Source organism: Streptomyces sp. 8L (genome assembly GCF_020176795.1).
Taxonomy (GTDB): domain Bacteria; phylum Actinomycetota; class Actinomycetes; order Streptomycetales; family Streptomycetaceae; genus Streptomyces.
This window is the reverse complement of the sequence record NZ_JAIUKE010000113.1, coordinates 1-15,709: the sequence shown is the minus strand read 5'-3', so window position 1 is coordinate 15,709 and position 15,709 is coordinate 1. Positions and strand designations below refer to the sequence as shown.

Annotated in this window: 12 protein-coding genes; 7 read left to right on the top strand and 5 right to left on the bottom strand. The window is 73.7% G+C overall.

Features of this window, described 5'->3' with window-relative positions; genetic code table 11:
* Positions 1-1,337: FAD-dependent monooxygenase (locus LCE31_RS11615; protein WP_225014112.1), on the top strand; the 1,337-nt coding region annotated here is incomplete at its 5' end.
* Between the two features lie 44 nt (positions 1,338-1,381).
* On the opposite strand, the gene LCE31_RS11610 is transcribed toward LCE31_RS11615, so the two are convergent.
* On the bottom strand, positions 1,382-2,659 hold the full coding sequence (locus LCE31_RS11610) for a hypothetical protein (RefSeq protein ID WP_225014111.1): 1,278 nt from the start codon (positions 2,657-2,659) through the stop codon (positions 1,382-1,384).
* A gap of 433 nt (positions 2,660-3,092) precedes the next feature.
* Between LCE31_RS11610 and LCE31_RS11605 the strand changes: the two genes are divergently transcribed.
* From LCE31_RS11605 to LCE31_RS11590, 4 genes are all read left to right on the top strand, one after another.
* On the top strand, positions 3,093-3,440 hold the full coding sequence (locus tag LCE31_RS11605) for a MerR family transcriptional regulator (RefSeq protein ID WP_225014110.1): 348 nt from the start codon (positions 3,093-3,095) through the stop codon (positions 3,438-3,440).
* Positions 3,441-3,823: 383 nt separating this feature from the next.
* Entirely contained in the window at positions 3,824-4,027 is a 204-nt protein-coding gene (locus tag LCE31_RS11600) for a cold-shock protein (RefSeq protein WP_225014109.1), read from the top strand.
* Between the two features lie 569 nt (positions 4,028-4,596).
* Positions 4,597-6,240, top strand: a complete 1,644-nt coding sequence (locus LCE31_RS11595; RefSeq protein ID WP_225014108.1) for a DEAD/DEAH box helicase — start codon at positions 4,597-4,599, stop codon at positions 6,238-6,240.
* A 59-nt stretch (positions 6,241-6,299) separates the two neighbouring features.
* Positions 6,300-6,581, top strand: coding sequence for an SCO5918 family protein (locus tag LCE31_RS11590; RefSeq protein ID WP_225014107.1), 282 nt, complete (start codon positions 6,300-6,302; stop codon positions 6,579-6,581).
* Between the two features lie 163 nt (positions 6,582-6,744).
* On the opposite strand, the gene LCE31_RS11585 is transcribed toward LCE31_RS11590, so the two are convergent.
* Entirely contained in the window at positions 6,745-7,434 is a 690-nt protein-coding gene (locus tag LCE31_RS11585; RefSeq protein WP_225014106.1) for a DUF998 domain-containing protein, read from the bottom strand.
* A 224-nt stretch (positions 7,435-7,658) separates the two neighbouring features.
* On the opposite strand from LCE31_RS11585, the gene LCE31_RS11580 reads away from it, so the two are divergent.
* Positions 7,659-8,663 carry a TolB family protein gene (locus LCE31_RS11580; protein WP_225014105.1) on the top strand — a complete coding sequence of 335 codons (1,005 nt, stop codon included), beginning with the start codon at positions 7,659-7,661 and terminating at the stop codon, positions 8,661-8,663.
* A 226-nt stretch (positions 8,664-8,889) separates the two neighbouring features.
* On the opposite strand, the gene guaA is transcribed toward LCE31_RS11580, so the two are convergent.
* Complete coding sequence (gene guaA, locus LCE31_RS11575) at positions 8,890-10,509, bottom strand: glutamine-hydrolyzing GMP synthase (RefSeq protein WP_374118452.1); 1,620 nt, start codon at positions 10,507-10,509, stop codon at positions 8,890-8,892.
* A gap of 400 nt (positions 10,510-10,909) precedes the next feature.
* Between guaA and LCE31_RS11570 the strand changes: the two genes are divergently transcribed.
* Positions 10,910-11,209 carry a chorismate mutase gene (locus LCE31_RS11570; RefSeq protein WP_225014104.1) on the top strand — a complete coding sequence of 100 codons (300 nt, stop codon included), beginning with the start codon at positions 10,910-10,912 and terminating at the stop codon, positions 11,207-11,209.
* Between the two features lie 615 nt (positions 11,210-11,824).
* Here the strand turns inward: LCE31_RS11570 and LCE31_RS11565 are convergent.
* Together LCE31_RS11565 and LCE31_RS11560 are read right to left on the bottom strand one after the other, a co-directional pair.
* Positions 11,825-13,672: a GMC family oxidoreductase gene (locus LCE31_RS11565; RefSeq protein WP_225014113.1), complete on the bottom strand. Its 1,848-nt coding sequence runs from the start codon at positions 13,670-13,672 to the stop codon at positions 11,825-11,827.
* Between the two features lie 307 nt (positions 13,673-13,979).
* On the bottom strand, positions 13,980-15,709 hold a 1,730-nt coding region (locus LCE31_RS11560), incomplete at its 5' end, for a succinic semialdehyde dehydrogenase (protein ID WP_374118451.1).

Below are 15,709 nucleotides of genomic sequence, written 5' to 3'. Positions count from 1 at the left end.
GCGGGGCCCCCGGCGACGGCCCGCCCGTCCCCACCCGCTTCACCGGGCATTTCGCGGGGATGGTCCTCGATCCCGGCCTGGTGGACGCGTCCGATCCCGATCTCGCCGCGCATGCCTCGGTCGAGGGAGCGAGGTTCGTGCCGCAGCGCGAGCTGGAGGCGCTGCTCGCGGAACACCTCGGGCGGCTCGGCGTGCCGGTGCGCCGCGGGGTGGAGGTCACCGGGTTCGAGGACACCGGCGACGGCGTGCTCGTCGACACGACCGCGGGGCCGGTGCGCACGAGATGGCTGGTCGGGTGCGACGGCGGGCACAGCACCGTACGCCGCCTCGCGGGCATCGAATTCCCCGGCACCGACCCCGAGCTGACCGGCCTCCTCGCGGTCGCCGACATCGCCGACCCCTCGGTGCTCGCGGACGGATGGACCTGGTCGAACCGGGGGGCGTACCGCTACGGGCCGCAGCCCGGCCGGGTGGTCACCGTGGAGTTCGACAGCGCCGACGCCCCTCGCACCCGGCGCCGCGGGGGCACGCCCGAGGCGCCGGTCACCCTGGAGGAGGTGGAGGCCGGTCTGCGCCGGGTCTCGGGGACGGACGTCACGCTGACCGCGCTGCGCGGCGCCGCGAGCCGCTGGAGCGACAACGCCCGCCAGGCCGCGGCCTACCGGTCGGGGCGGGTCCTGCTGGCGGGCGACGCCGCGCACGTGCACTCACCGTTCGGCGGCCAGGGCCTCAACCTCGGATTCGGCGACGCGATGAACCTCGGCTGGAAGCTCGGCGCCCTGGTCGCCGGCTGGGCACCGGAGGGGCTGCTCGACTCGTACGACGCCGAGCGGCGTCCGCTGGGCGCCTGGGTGCTGGACTGGACGCGGGCCCAGATCGGGGTGATGCGCGGGGACGCCAAGTCGGCGGCGCTGCGCGAGGTCGTCGCCGATCTGCTGAGCACCAGGGACGGCACGACGTACGCCGTCAAGAAGATCTCCGGCGTCACGCAGCGCGTCGACCTGCCCGGCGACCATCCGCTGATCGGCGGGTACGTCCCCGACCTGTGGCTGGGGGACGGCTCCCGGCTGGTCGACCACGGTCACGGCGGCGGATTCCTGCTGCTCGACCGCACCCCGGACGGCGCCCTCGCCCGCCTCGCCGGGGCCTGGGCCGGGCGCGTGCGGTGCGTGCGCGACGGCGACGCGACGCCGAGCGGGGTGCTGGTGCGTCCGGACGGAGTCGTCGCCTGGGCCTCCGACACCACGGGGAGCACCGCCGCGGCCGGCCTCGAAACCGCCCTGCGCCGATGGGCCGGGGAACCGTCGTCCGCACCGGGGCACGAGCCGGCGGAGTGAACGGGCGGAACGGGCCCGGCCGCTTGTGGCCGACCCCGGCCGCCCTACTCGCAGACCTCGACCACGACCGTGTTCGTCCCGACGCCGCCCGCCGTCACGACCTGCACCTCGACCGGGCCCGGCTCCACCTCCACCGGTACGGGCACGGTCAGCAGCGTGTCGGAGGGGTTCGTGAAGCCGCCGGGCACCGGGACCAGCGGAACGTGCACCTGGACCGACCCGATCCGTACGACCGTGCGGGCCAGCCGGTCCGGCGTCCTGGCGCCGGGCGGTACGAAACCGGCGCCGCGGATCTCGATGTCGTCGCCTGTCCTGATCGGCCCGTCCAGGTCGCCCGCCTCGCGCGCGCGGACCACGGAGTGCACGACGGGCCGGGTGCCCTCGGCGAACTTGCCCGCGAGGTACGCGGCGGCCGACAGCGCGACGAGGAGCGCAGGCCCCCAGGGCAGGTCGGGGAGCCGGCCGGGGTCCCTGGCCAGCCGTACGGCGGTGAAGACGACGGCCGCGGCGCTGACGCACACGTACTGCACGTCGGTGAAGCTGCCGCGGCGGTCGTCGTCGCAGAGCAGGTCGGCGAGGCGCGGCCGGTCGGCGCGCACCTTCTGCGCGCGCCGGTTCGCGACGCGCGCGCCGACGATCCCGCGCACGGCCACGGCGACGGCGCACACCACGGCCGACGCGGTCAGCAGCCCGGCGCCGCGGGCGAGCCCCAGGCCGGAGACGAGCGCGCCCCGCTCGGCGCCCCGGGACGCGCCGGCCAGCTCAAGGGCGAGCACGAGTACCGCGAAGACCACGAGCAGCAGCCAGGCGGACGCGACCGTACGCGACGTCGAGAGCCGGTTGTCGTCCCCGATGAGCGGCGCGAGCAGCCCGCCGCGCCCGCGGTGCAGGGTCGCGGCGGCGGTGAGGAGCCCGCCGGCGACGGCACCCGCGATCAGCCCGGCCGTACGGGCGGGGGTCCATCCGGTGCCGACAGCGGTGAGCGCCTGGACGAGTACGAGGACGACGACACCGCCCCCGACAGCGAACAGCGTGGCGCGCCACACGGCAATCAGCCAGGCCTCGCCCGCCTCGCGAGCGCGTTCCGCGACGGTGCGGGCGCTCTGCGTCAGCTCGTCCGACACCCACTGGCGCGAGGCGCCCGCCGAGTGCTCGACGGCGGCGCGCAGGCCGCGGCCGGCCGCCAGCTCGTCCCGGCGCGCGAGGAAGGCGGCCACGGCCCGCCGGTGGCCCTCACGTGCACCGTGCGGACAGTCGCCGCAGGTACAGCCACCCTCGTGAGCCGTCGTCCCGGCCCGCTCCCGGGCCTCCCGCACCGCCACGCCGAACGCCGCCTTCCCGCCCCATGGCCCGGCTCCCCGGACTTCCTTGAACTTCCTTGTGATGAGAGGGAATTCTGCCGTACATACCGGGGCCGCCGGGTCCGGAACGACCATCGCCGGGTGACGACACCGTCACGATCCGGATCGGACCGGACCCGGCCGGCAGGGGACTCGTCGGACGTCGCCGGGTCCCCGAGGGCGGCGCGGAGGGCCGGGCGACGCGGAGCGGGCGGCCGAGCGGGGCGGCGCGGGCGGCCGGGTGGTTCGGCACAGGAGGCCGGACGGCGCGAAAACTGCCGCCGCCGCGACAGATATGCTCGTTCCACCGGCTAGAGTTTCTTACGGGCCGCGGCGACCGGCACGGCGGTCGCGCAACCACGGTCGGCGAGGTCGGCGCCACCGACGGGGCCCTGTTCCTCCGGAAGAGGTATGCATGCCGCCAGAAGCCCGGTCACGCGCCAAGGACCGGCTCGACGACGACGATTACCCGGCGTTCACCATGGGCCGCGCGGCCGAGATGATCGGCGCGACCCCGGCGTTCCTGCGCGCCATCGGCGAGGCCCGGCTCATCACGCCCCTCAGGTCCGAGGGCGGGCACCGCCGCTACTCGCGCTACCAGCTGCGGATCGCGGCTCGCGCGCGCGAGCTGGTCGACTCCGGAACCCCGGTCGAGTCCGCCTGTCGGATCATCATCCTGGAGGACCAGCTCGAAGAGGCCCTCCAGCTGAACGAGCAGCTCAGGCGGCACGCCGGCGCCGAAGGTCCGGGCGCGCGCCCCTGAAGCCGGCCCCCCCCCCGGCGCCCGCCCGCCGCGCGAAGCCGCACGTCGGGACGGCCGGGCGGCGGGACGGCCGAACCGCGAGGCGGCCGGGCGCCAAATCTGTCGCCTCCGGTGCAGATTTGAGGTGGTCCACGGAGGACGTTTTCCCGGCCGCCGAACACATTGGCAATCTTTCCGCGCGCATTCCCGGGTGCCGTGCTAGTGTGGAGCCAGTTGCAGTTGTGGTTCCCAAAACTTCGAGTGCACTTACCGGGTCGGTTTCCCGGTCGGTGCACTTTCGTTTTTCCTGGATTTCATGGTTCGCCAGATATCCCGGACGGGGCATCACCGGCAACACAGGGCAGCACAGTGCGGCCCTGAAATTGCCCCGAATGGAGAACAATATGGCTACCGGAACCGTGAAGTGGTTCAACTCGGAAAAGGGCTTCGGCTTCATCGAGCAGGACGGCGGCGGCGCCGACGTCTTCGCCCACTACTCGAACATCGCCGCCCAGGGCTACCGTGAGCTCCAGGAGGGCCAGAAGGTCAGCTTCGACGTCACGCAGGGCCAGAAGGGCCCGCAGGCGGAGAACATCACCCCCGCCTGACCCTTCGCAGCTCGCAAGAGTGTGCTGGAGCCGGGGTTCCGGTTTTCTACCGGGACCCCGGCTCGCCGCCGTGCCCGGGCAAGGCTCCGGCCCGTGCGCGACGCGCGGGCCCACGGTCCGCGGCTGCCGCCGCCGCCCGTCACCTACCGGCACGCCCGCCGTCGAAGCCGACGGCGCACGGCCGCCGTATCCCCAGATGGCCGCCCCTCGGGGGGCCACGCCCACAGACGCACGCATCCACAGATGGCCGCATCCACCGATGCACACGGCCCAGCGCACACCGGAGTATCACCGGGTTCTATTCGCCCGTGTTACGGGTGGTGGGTACGAGACGCGCCGCACAGCGCACAGGTACACACCCGTATACATCCCGTACACGTCCCCGTATCCGCAAATCAACCGCGGATACACGTAGGCCCAGGCAGACGCCTGGACGTACCGGCGAGAATTCGGCCCCGCATAGCGACAGGCCCATCCATCGCTGTACCCCGGCTCGTTCCTGCGAATCTTCGCGCCGTATTCGGTGCCGGGAATTCCTCGATACGTGCCGCATCGAGGAAGGTTCACCCTTGAACCGGTCGCCCGGCACAAACAATCGATCCACCAATTCCTCCCGCGGGGCCTCCCCCCGCAGGGCGGGCTCGGCAGGCTCCGGCTCCGCGGGCCGCAGGAACGCTCCGCGCCGCTCGGGCGCCGGGGGCGGACGCGGCGGAGGCCAGAACAGGGCCGTCGCCCAGCCCCGCGCGTTCACGGCTCCCGAGCCCATCACCCCCGCGCTGCCGTCCATCGCGTCCTTCGACGACACCGACATGCCGGCCGCACTGCTCGCGGCGCTGCGCACCGAGGGCGTGACCGTGCCGTTCCCGGTGCAGGCCGCGACGCTCCCCAACTCCCTGGCGGGACGCGACGTGCTCGGCCGCGGCAGGACCGGCTCCGGCAAGACCCTCGCGTTCGGCCTGAGCATGATCGCCCGTACGGCGGGCCGGCGCGCCCTGCCACGACGGCCGCTGGCCCTCGTCCTGGTGCCCACCAGGGAGCTGGCCCAGCAGGTGGCCGACGCGCTGTCCCCCTACGCGAGGGCGATGCGGCTGCGTACGGCCACGGTCGTCGGCGGACTCTCCATCGGCAGGCAGGCGGACGCGCTGCGCTCGGGCGCCGAGATCGTCGTGGCGACGCCCGGCCGGCTGCGCGACCTCGTGGAGCGCGGTGACTGCGTGCTCTCCGACGTGACCATCAGCGTCCTCGACGAGGCCGACCAGATGGCCGACATGGGCTTCATGCCGCAGGTCACCGCCCTGGTGGACCAGGTGTCGCCGGACGCGCAGCACATGCTGTTCTCCGCGACGCTCGACGCGAACATCGACCGCCTGGTCAGGCGCTACCTGAGCGACCCCGTCGTGCACATCGGCGACCCGTCGGACGGCGTCGTCAGCACGATGGAGCACCACGTGCTGCACGTACGGGACCTCGACAAGCAGGCCGTCACCATCGAGATCGCGGCCCGCGAGGGACGCGTCCTGATGTTCCTCGACACCAAGCACGCGGCCGACAGGCTGGCGAAGAACCTGCTCAAGCAGGGTGTCCGCGCCGCGGCCCTGCACGGCGGCAAGTCCCAGTCGCAGCGCACCCGCACCCTGACGCAGTTCAAGGACGGCCTGGTCAACGTGCTGGTCGCCACGAACGTCGCGGCCCGCGGCATCCACGTCGACCAGCTGGACCTCGTCGTCAACGTCGATCCGCCGGCCGACCACAAGGACTACCTGCACCGCGGCGGCCGTACGGCGCGCGCCGGGGAGTCCGGGCTCGTCGTCACGCTCGTCCTGCCGGAGCAGCGACGGGAGGTCGGGCGGCTGATCAACGCCGCGGGCATCACCGCGGTGACCACCCAGGTCAACTCCGGCGAGGCCGAGCTGAGCCGTATCACCGGCGCGCGGAAGCCTTCGGGCGTGCCCGTCGTCATCACGCCGCCGCCGGCCCCGGCCCGTACGGCCGGTTCCGGTACGGCGTCCCGGAGCCGCAGGTCCCGCCCCGCCGCGGGCCGGCGCCGCAACGCCGCGGGTTCCGGTACGGCGCGCGAGACGCACGCGGTCCCCGCACCCCGCTCGCGGCGCGGCGGTGGGCACCGCGGCGAGGACCGGTCCGGCACGGACGTGCCGCGTACCGACGGGTCCAGGAGCGGCGAGCACCGGCGGCGCCGCACCGAACGCGGCTGAGCCGCACACCTCCGACCACCCCGATGACAGTTACTGCCGATCGACCCTGGTGAGGACCCATGCGCTGCGTGATCGCACGATTCCCCTTCGACCTGATCAAGAGCGAGGTCGAACACACGATGAAGGGCGTCAAGCCCGAGGACGGCACGGGTGCGGCCGTGAAGATCGGCACCAAGGTCTACCCCGTCAAGCAGGTGGGTGAGCTCATCACCAGGCAGGACCGCCGGGACTTCACGGCGGACGAGGTGACCAGGGCGCTGATCCGCCTCGGGTTCACCTGCCAGACGCTGCCCGTGCCCGGCGCCTCCCCGGCGCAGGACGCGGGAGAACTCACCCTCTGACCGTCACGCCCGCGACCGCGCCGCCCGGTGGCCGGGGGCGCCGGCGCGGGCACGAGGGCCGGGGCACTGCGCGAAGACCGGCGTCCCGTGCGCCCGCGGATACCGCGCGAAGACCGGCGTCCCGTACGCCGGGACCGGCCTGATCGGCTCGTACGTCCGGGCCTTACGGCTCTCCGCCGGGCAGGCGCTCCGATCCGCCGTCCGGCGCGACCCGCCTGACCGCGGGGGCCAGGCTCCGCACGGTCCCCACGCCGCCGAGTGCGCGCGGGAGGCGCAGGCACGAGGCGACGACGATCAGGGGCCACAGTGCCTGCGAGAACGTGACGACGCGCTCCGCCACCCCCGGCATGCGAGAGGCCCCCTGCCGGTGCAGTTCGACCCAGAACCACGCGGCGCCGATCCACATCACCCCGCTGGCGGCGCTCGCCGGAATGGGCCGCAGCCCCCACGGCACGCGGTCACCGCCGCGCCCGACGGCCAGTACGGGCCAGAGGGCGAGCAGCGCGAAGCCGACGGCCGCCCCGGCGCCGTGGCGCAGCGAGCCGCCGCTGTGCGGGGCGGGGACGAGCGTCAGGGCGATCGGCGTCACTCCCCCGCCGCCGAGCACCGCACGGCCCAGACGGGTGGCCCCGCGCAGGCCCGCCGCGGTCACCAGGTAGCAGGCGCCCAGCGCGAGCAGCGATCCGGTCAGCACCCAGTAGCCGGGGGCGCCGTACGCGCCGAGCACGCTGATCGACTGGCTGACGGGGTCGTAGCGGGGCCCCTGGATCACCTGCGCGACCGACCAGCCGCCGACCAGCAGAACGGGCGCGGCCGTCGAGGAGACCACGGTCCACCAGGGAACAATGCGCATCGTAAAACCATAAAACGATACGAACCGACCGGCCGGACGCACACGCGGGCCGGCGCGGGCGCAAGGCGCGGGAGTCCTGAGCGAGGAACCGGGAAGCCGGTAGCTCGTTGACATCGGCCCCGCGGCGTGTTGATCATCGCGGAGCGGAGCCGGCGGAGGCCGCGGGAAGTCCGTGCCTCCGCGGTGACGAGGGTGCCGTGACGAGAGAGGGAGCGGGGATTCCCATGGCCGACAGCCGGGACAGCGAAGGCGGCGGGGGCCGCGAGGGCGGCGCGGGCGTCCAGCGCGGCGAAGGCGGCCAGGACGCCGGGATGCGGCCGCGTACGCTCGCCGCCGGGCAGCGGACCGTCGTATGGACCGCGTCCACCGGGCCCGGCGCCCCCGAGCCCGTCTTCGAGACCTCCGAGCTGCTGCTCGAAGCGCCCAACTGGAGCCACGACGGCGGGAGTCTGCTGCTCAACGGCGACGGCCGGATGTGGCGCCTCGATCTGTCGGACGGCCCGTCGGAGCCGGCCGAGATCGAGCTTCGGGGCGTCCCGCCGGTCAACAACGACCACGTACTCTCACCCGACGGACGGACCCTGTACGTGTCCGGCATGGACGGCCATCTGTACGCGGTACCGGCGAGCGGCGGGGACGGCGTCCGGCTGACGGGAGGCACCAACGGCGGCGACGGCACCACCGGCGGCGATGACGTCCTGCACTTCCTGCACGGCGTCAGCCCCGACGGCGCCACCCTCGCCTACGTGCTGATCCCGCGCGGCGTGCCCGGCGCGCGGGGCCGTCTGGCGCTGATGCCCGCGACCGGTGGGCCCGGCCGCGTGCTCGACACCGGCGACGGGCACATCGACGGGCCCGAGTACTCCCAGGACGGCGCGTGGATCGTCCTCAACACCGAGACTTTCACCGACACGCCCGGCCATGCCCAGCTGGCGCGCGTCCCGGCGCTCGGCGGGCCCGTGGAACGGCTGCACACCTCCGACACCGTCGACTGGTTCCCGCACCTGTCGCCGGACGGGCGCCACGCGACCTATCTGTCGTTCCCCTCGGGCACGCTGGGCCATCCGGAGAACCTCGACGTCACCGTCCGGCTCGTCCGCACCGACGACTGGTCCGTGCCCGTGCACAGCCATGCGCTGTTCGGCGGGCAGGGCACCCTCAACGTCAACAGCTGGGCGCCGGACGGCGAACGCTTCGCCTTCGTCTCGTATCCGCTCTCGGGGCGCTGACCGGGACCACGGCGACGAAGAGGGGGGGGGGGGGGGGGGGGGGGGGGCGGGGGGCCGCCCGCCCCCCCGGCCCCCGCCCCCCCCCCCCCCCCCCGCCCCCGCGCCCCCCCCGCGGCGGGCGGGGGCCCCCCCGCCCCCCCCGCGGGGGGGGGGGGGGGCCCCCCCCCCCCCCCCCCCCCCCCCCCCCCCCCCTCGCCGTCGTCACCTCGCGGCTACCGCCGCGCGGTCACTCCCACTCGATGGTGCCGGGGGGCTTGCTCGTCACGTCCACGACCACGCGGTTGACCTCCGCCACCTCGTTCGTGATGCGCGTCGAGATCTTCGCGATCACGTCGTGGGGCAGCCGCGACCAGTCGGCCGTCATCGCGTCCTCGGACGAGACGGGACGCAGCACGATCGGGTGCCCGTAGGACCGGCCGTCGCCCTGGACGCCGACGGAGCGGACGTCCGCGAGCAGCACGACGGGGCACTGCCAGATCTCGCGGTCGAGACCCGCGGCCGTCAGCTCCTCGCGGGCGATGGCGTCCGCTTCGCGCAGCAGGTCGAGCCGCTCGCGCGTCACCTCGCCGACGATCCGGATGCCCAGGCCCGGGCCGGGGAACGGCTGGCGCTGGACGATCTCCTCCGGGAGGCCGAGCTCCTGGCCGACCATCCGGACCTCGTCCTTGAACAGCTCCCGCAGCGGCTCGATCAGCTCGAACTCGATGTCGTCGGGCAGACCGCCGACATTGTGGTGCGACTTGATGTTCGCCGTGCCCGTACCGCCGCCGGACTCCACGACGTCCGGGTAGAGCGTGCCCTGGACGAGGAACGCGACGTCCTCGCCCTCCGCGCCCGCCTCGGCGACGATCTCCGCCTGCGCCTGCTCGAAGACCCGGATGAACTCGCGGCCGATGATCTTCCGCTTCTGCTCGGGGTCCGACACCCCGGCGAGCGCGCCGAGGAACCGCTCGGACGCGTCGACGACCTTCAGCTGTACGCCCGTGGCGGCGACGAAGTCCTTCTCGACCTGCTCGGTCTCGCCCTTGCGCATCAGGCCGTGGTCCACGTACACGCAGGTCAGCTGGGAACCGATGGCCTTCTGTACGAGCGCCGCCGCGACCGCCGAGTCCACGCCGCCGGACAGCCCGCAGATCGCGCGCTTCGCGCCGACGCGCCCGCGGATCAGCTCGACCTGCTGCTCCACCACGTTCTCCGTGGTCCAGGCCGGGTCGATGCCGGCGCCCCGGTACAGGAAGTGCTCCAGGACCTGCTGGCCGTACGTCGAGTGCATCACCTCGGGGTGGTGCTGCACGCCGTAGAGCTTCTTCTCGTCGTTCTCGAAGGCGGCGACGGGGACCACGTCCGTGGACGCCGTGACGGAGAAGCCGGCGGGCGCCGCCGAGCAGGTGTCGCCGTGGGACATCCAGACGGACTGCTCGGCGGGCGTGCCCTCGAACAGCGTCGAGGCGGGCTTGGACACGTGCAGCGGGGTGCCGCCGTACTCCCGGGCGCCGGTGGCCTCGACCGTGCCTCCCAGGGCCTTCGCCATCAGCTGGAAGCCGTAGCACATGCCGAAGACCGGGACACCCGCCTCGAACAGCGAGACGTCGAGGCTCGGCGCGCCCTCCGCGTACACCGACGAGGGGCCGCCGGACAGGATGATCGCCCTCGGCCGCTTCGCCAGCATCTCCGCGACCGGCATGGTGGACGGGACGATCTCGCTGAAGACGCGCGCCTCACGGACGCGGCGGGCGATGAGCTGGGCGTACTGCGCGCCGAAGTCCACGACCAGGACCGTGTCCTCGTGGGCGCGGCCGGCGGCGGCAGCGGGGTTGACGGCGGCGGTGGGTGGTACTGCTGGCACGAGGCGGCCTTCCGGCGTGTGGCGGGGTGCTCCGACGAGTCGGTCAGTCCTGCCGATTCTACCGGCGCCCGCCGACAGGCCCCGGGCCGCCGCTTCCGCCGCACTCCGGCGCGGGCTCTCCCGGGCCTGAGACCCGCCTCCGTCTCAGCATGCGAGCGCCTCTTTGGCCCCCGGCCGCCACCGGGTCCATACTCATGGCATGCGCGAGCACTCGACCTTCGTCTTTACCTATGGCACCGGCCAGTCCGGGTGCCAGGGGTCGTCACGCTTGAGCTGAAAGCGACTTCCGAAAAGCGCCCCGGACCGGCACGGTCCCGGGGCGCTTTCGCATTCCGGGCCCGACCCGCACCCGGGGCTCCATCCACCCCGCCGCACGGCACCGCACGGAGGAGCACCCACCATGACCACCACCACGGACACCGCCACCACGGACACCACCGGCGCCCGCACTCCCGAGGCGACCACCGCCATCAAAGGGGCGCGCGAGCGCATCGACACACTGGACGACCGCATCATCGGCCTCATCCAGGAACGGATGGCCGTCTCCGCCGTGATCCAGCGGGAGCGCATCGCGTCGGGCGGCCGCCGCGTGAACATCGCGCGGGAGAACGAGATCCTCGCCAGCTACAGCAAGGCCCTCGGCAAGCCCGGCGCGTCGCTCGCGCTGACACTGCTTGAACTGTCGCGCGGACGCATCTGAGGCGTGGCGGACGCCGGAGGCCCGTACCCCGGTCAGGAAGGGCGCGGGGCGGTGGTCGTAACCGCGTTCGGGAAAGACGCCTGCGCCGTTCTCACCCGTACGGCGCGTGACCGGGCCCGTCGGCACTTCGTTGGACCGTGCGTCCGTACCCCCCAGGTACGGCGGCAGCAGTATCGAGCGGTAACCAGCAGCATCCACGCGTGGCTCTGCCGGGGTGTGTGGCGTACCAGAGGTGCGCCGTGGGACCTCGCCCCGGCATTCGGTGACCGGACGGCAGGGGACAGCGGCCCGGTCACCAGGAGAGGCCGGTTCCGGGGACGCCCGGGACCGGCCTCACTTGTCCCGGGATGCCTCATCTGTCCTGGGACGTCAGGGGGTCTCGGCTTCGCGCACCCCTCGCTCCGCCTCCGCGCGCTCCCCTTCCGCACCGCCCGGCACCGCTTCCTCCGGCGCACCACGGCTGAAGTGACGTAGATCACACGACTTCCTCCGGTCTGTGCGACAACCATCTACGCGTGTCGCCGGTCTTGCTTGCGTTGACCCGATCAGGGGACGCTGCACTCGGAGGGGGGTGCAGCGTCCCCTCGATCGGGGCAGGTCAGGCAGCTTGGGCGCTTAAGCGTCCCGGTCGTCCTGGAGGTCGGAGGTCGCCGAGGCCTTCGGGACTCTCGGCATCTCCACGAACGGCAGCCGCAGCGCGCCGAACGCCTCCGCCGGCACGACCGGCGCCTTCGGCTCCACCGCGGGCAGCCTGATATACGCCCCGCCCTGCGCGGGCCGTTCGTCCGCCTCGCCCTTGTTGGGCCAGAACGCCATCGCGCGCTCCGCCTGTGCGGTGATCGTCAGCGCGGGGTTGACGCCGAGGTTCGCGGAGACCGCGGAGCCGTCGACCACCGAGATCCCCGGGTGACCGTAGAGCCGGTGGTACGGGTCGATCACGCCCTCGTCCGCCGACGCCCCGATCGGGCAGCCGCCGAGGAAGTGCGCGGTCAGCGGAGTGCCCATCAGTTCACCCACGTTGCTGCCGGGGAACCCGTTGATCTCCTCCGCGATCAGCGACGCGGCTCGCGAGGCCTCGGGGATCTGCTTCGGGTTGGGTTCGCCCCTGCCCTGGCGCGCGGTCAGCAGCCCCTTTCCGGGACCGCTCGGCTTGCGGTACGTGGTCAGGGAGTTGTCCAGGGACTGCATGACGAGCCCGATGATCGTCTTCTCGGACCACCGGCGGTTGGAGAGCGAGCGCGCCATCAGCGCGGGGTGCCGGGCCGCGTGGCCGAGCCAGGCCCGTATCCGGTGGTCGCTGTGCGGGACCTGGAGGATCGACAGGGCACCCATCGCGTTGGAGCCCCGGCCGTAGCGGACCGGCTCCACATGGGTGTGCTCGTCCGGATACATGGACGACGTGATCGCCACGCCCCGCGTGAAGTCGACGTGCTCCGCGCCGTGCCGCGCGCGGTAGCGGCGGTCGTCGGTCTGCGCGCCGACCAGCGCCTCGGAGTTCGTCCGGGTCAGCTCGCCGAGCCGCGCGGACAGCCGGGGCAGCAGCGCCCGGTCCCGCATCGTGTGCAGCAGGGTCTGGGTGCCGTACGTGCCCGCCGCGATCACCACGTACCGCGCCCTGAGAGTGCGGTGCCCGCCGCGCCGGCGCCGGGCGTCGGTCGGGACCGTCACGACGCGGTGGCCGCCCTCCTCGTGCTCGGTCACGGCGGCGACGGTCGTCATGGGGTGGATGACGGCGCCCGCGCGCTCGGCGAGGTGGAGGTAGTTCTCCGTGACCATGTTCTTCGCGCCGTGCCGGCAGCCCGTCATGCACTCGCCGCACTCGGTGCAGGCGTTGCGCGCGGGGCCCGCCCCGCCGAAGTACGGGTCCTCGACGGTTGTGCCCGGCGCGACCGCGGCCGGCTCCCGGGTGTCCGGGGTGCCGTGCGCCGCGCCGTCCCGGCCGTCCTCGCCGTCCCGGCCGTCCTCGCCGTCCCGGCCGTCCTCGCCGTCGCCGAAGAAGACGCCGACCGGGGCGAGCCGGAACGTCTCCCCCACGCCCATCGCCTCGGCCGCCGCCTTCAGGTGCACGTCGGACGGGGTCATCGTCGGGTTGGTGCGCACCCCGAGCATGCGCCGGGCCTGGTCGTAGTACGGGGCGAGCTCCTGCCGCCAGTCGGTGATCGACGCCCACTGCGGGTCGGTGAAGAAGGCGGGGGGCGGTACGTACAGGGTGTTGGCGTAGTTGAGCGAGCCGCCGCCGACGCCCGCCCCCGCCAGCACCATCACGTTGCCCAGCAGGTGGACGCGCTGAATCCCGTACAGGCCGAGGGCGGGCGCCCACAGGTAGTTCTTCACGTCCCAGGAGTTCCTGGGGAGGGTGTCGCGGGTGAAGCGGCGGCCCGCTTCGAACACCCCGACCCGGTAGCCCTTCTCCGTCAGCCGCAGTGCGGCCACCGAGCCGCCGAACCCCGAGCCGACCACCACGACGTCGTAGTCGTAGGCGGAGTCGTGGTGGTGGGCGGAGTCGTTTTCGTGGGCGGAGTCGTCGGAAGCGGAGTGGTCGTGGGCGGAGTCGGCATGGTCGGCGTCGGCGTCCTGTGCGGTCGGACGCGTGGGGAACTCTTCCGCGGACAAACTTCCGGCCTCCCTCGTCGGTGTCACGGCAGTTCGGTTGCACGGCAGTTCGGTGTCGCGGCGGTTCGGTGTCGCGGCAGTTCGGGTTTCCCCGCGGCGGCCCGGGGCACCGCCGCACGGCGGTGGCGCCACCGCGCCACGCCCGCGTCGCGCCCGCTCAGCGCAGGCGCAGCGCCTTCATCGCGCGCAGGCTCCGGCTCATGAACCGCGCGTAGGCCTCGTCGTCCATGCCGAAGGACGGGCCGAGCGGCACAAGCCGCTGTCGCGCCACCGTCTGCACCTCGGTGAACTTGTGGATGCCGTCCGCGCCGTGCCGCCGGCCGAGCCCCGAGTCCTTCATGCCGCCCATGGGCGCGCGAACGCTGCCGTAGGCGGCGGCGTAGCCCTCGTTGATGTTGACGGTGCCGGTGCGCAGCCGCCGGGCGACGTCCTCCCCGTGCCGGGCGCTCTTCGTCCAGACGCTCGCGTTGAGGCCGTACGCGCCCTCGTTGGCGCGGGCGAGAGCCTCCTCGTCGTCCCTGAATCGGTAGACGGACACGACGGGACCGAACGTCTCGTCCGCGCACACCGCCATCGGCGCCTCGACGCCGTCGAGGATCGTGGGCTCGTAGAAGTACGGGCCGATGTCGGGGCGCGCGGTGCCGCCCGCCAGGACCGTGGCTCCCTTGGCGACGGCGTCCTCGACATGGGCGCTGACCGTCGCCAGCTGGCGCTCCCCGGCGAGTGAGCCCATCTCCGCGCCGAACGCCAGCGCGGCGCCGAGCCGCATCGCCTTCGTACGGGCCACGAACCGTTCCACGAACGCGTCCGCCACCGACTCGTGCACGTACAACCGCTCGATGGAGACGCACAGTTGGCCGGCCGAGGAGAAGCAGGCACGGACCGCGCCCGCCGCCGCCTTCTCGATGTCGGCGTCGGCGAGGACGAGCATCGGGTTCTTGCCGCCCAGTTCGAGCGAGACCCCGACGAGACGCTGGGCGGCGCCGCGCGCGACCTCGCGGCCGGTGCGGGTCGAGCCGGTGAACGACACGTAGTCCGCGTGCCGTACGACCTCCGGGCCGACGACCGGGCCCTCGCCCAGGACGACCTGGAAGACGTCCGCCGGCATCCCCGCCTCGACCAGCAGCTCGCGCGCCCACAGCGCGGTCAGCGCGGTCTCGGAGTCCGGCTTCATGACGACGGCGTTGCCCGCGGCGAAGGCGGGCACCGCGTCGCCGATGGAGAGTTCGAGCGGGTAGTTCCACGGCACGATCTGACCGACGACACCCTTCGGCTGCCGCAGCTGGGTGACCCTGGTCAGCGCCGGTACGACGCCGGTGGGGTGGCGCGGCTTGAGGTACGTGTGCGCGGCGCGCCCGTAGTGCCGGGCCGCCACGGCGACGCCCTGGACCTCCTCGTGCGCGTGCGACCTGGCTTTGCCGGTCTCCAGCTGGATCAGGTCGAGCACCTCGGTCTGCCGGTCGAACAGCAGGTCGTGGAAGCGCAGCAGGATCGCGGCGCGCCGCCGCACGGGCAGGGCGGCCCAGGCGGGCTGCGCGGCGCGGGCGCGCTCGAACGCCGTCGCGACGTCCTCGGGTGTGGACGCGGGCAGTTCGGCCAGCACCTCACCCGTGTACGGGGTGTGGCTCACGGTCCGGCCCGAACCGACGACACCCGCTCCGAGGCGGGCCACCAGCTCGGGGGTGACGACGTCGGAGGCGGTGCGGGCGGCGGTGGAGGGCCGGGGCCCCCCGGGGGGGGCGGGGGGGGCCCCGGCGCCCCCCCCCGGGGGCGGGGCCCCCCCCGCCCGGGGGGGGGGGGGGGGGCCGGCGCCGCGCGGCGCGGGCCGCGCTCGCCGTGCCCGGCGGGCCCGCGAGCGTGGAGTGGCCCATCGACCTCCAGTACGCG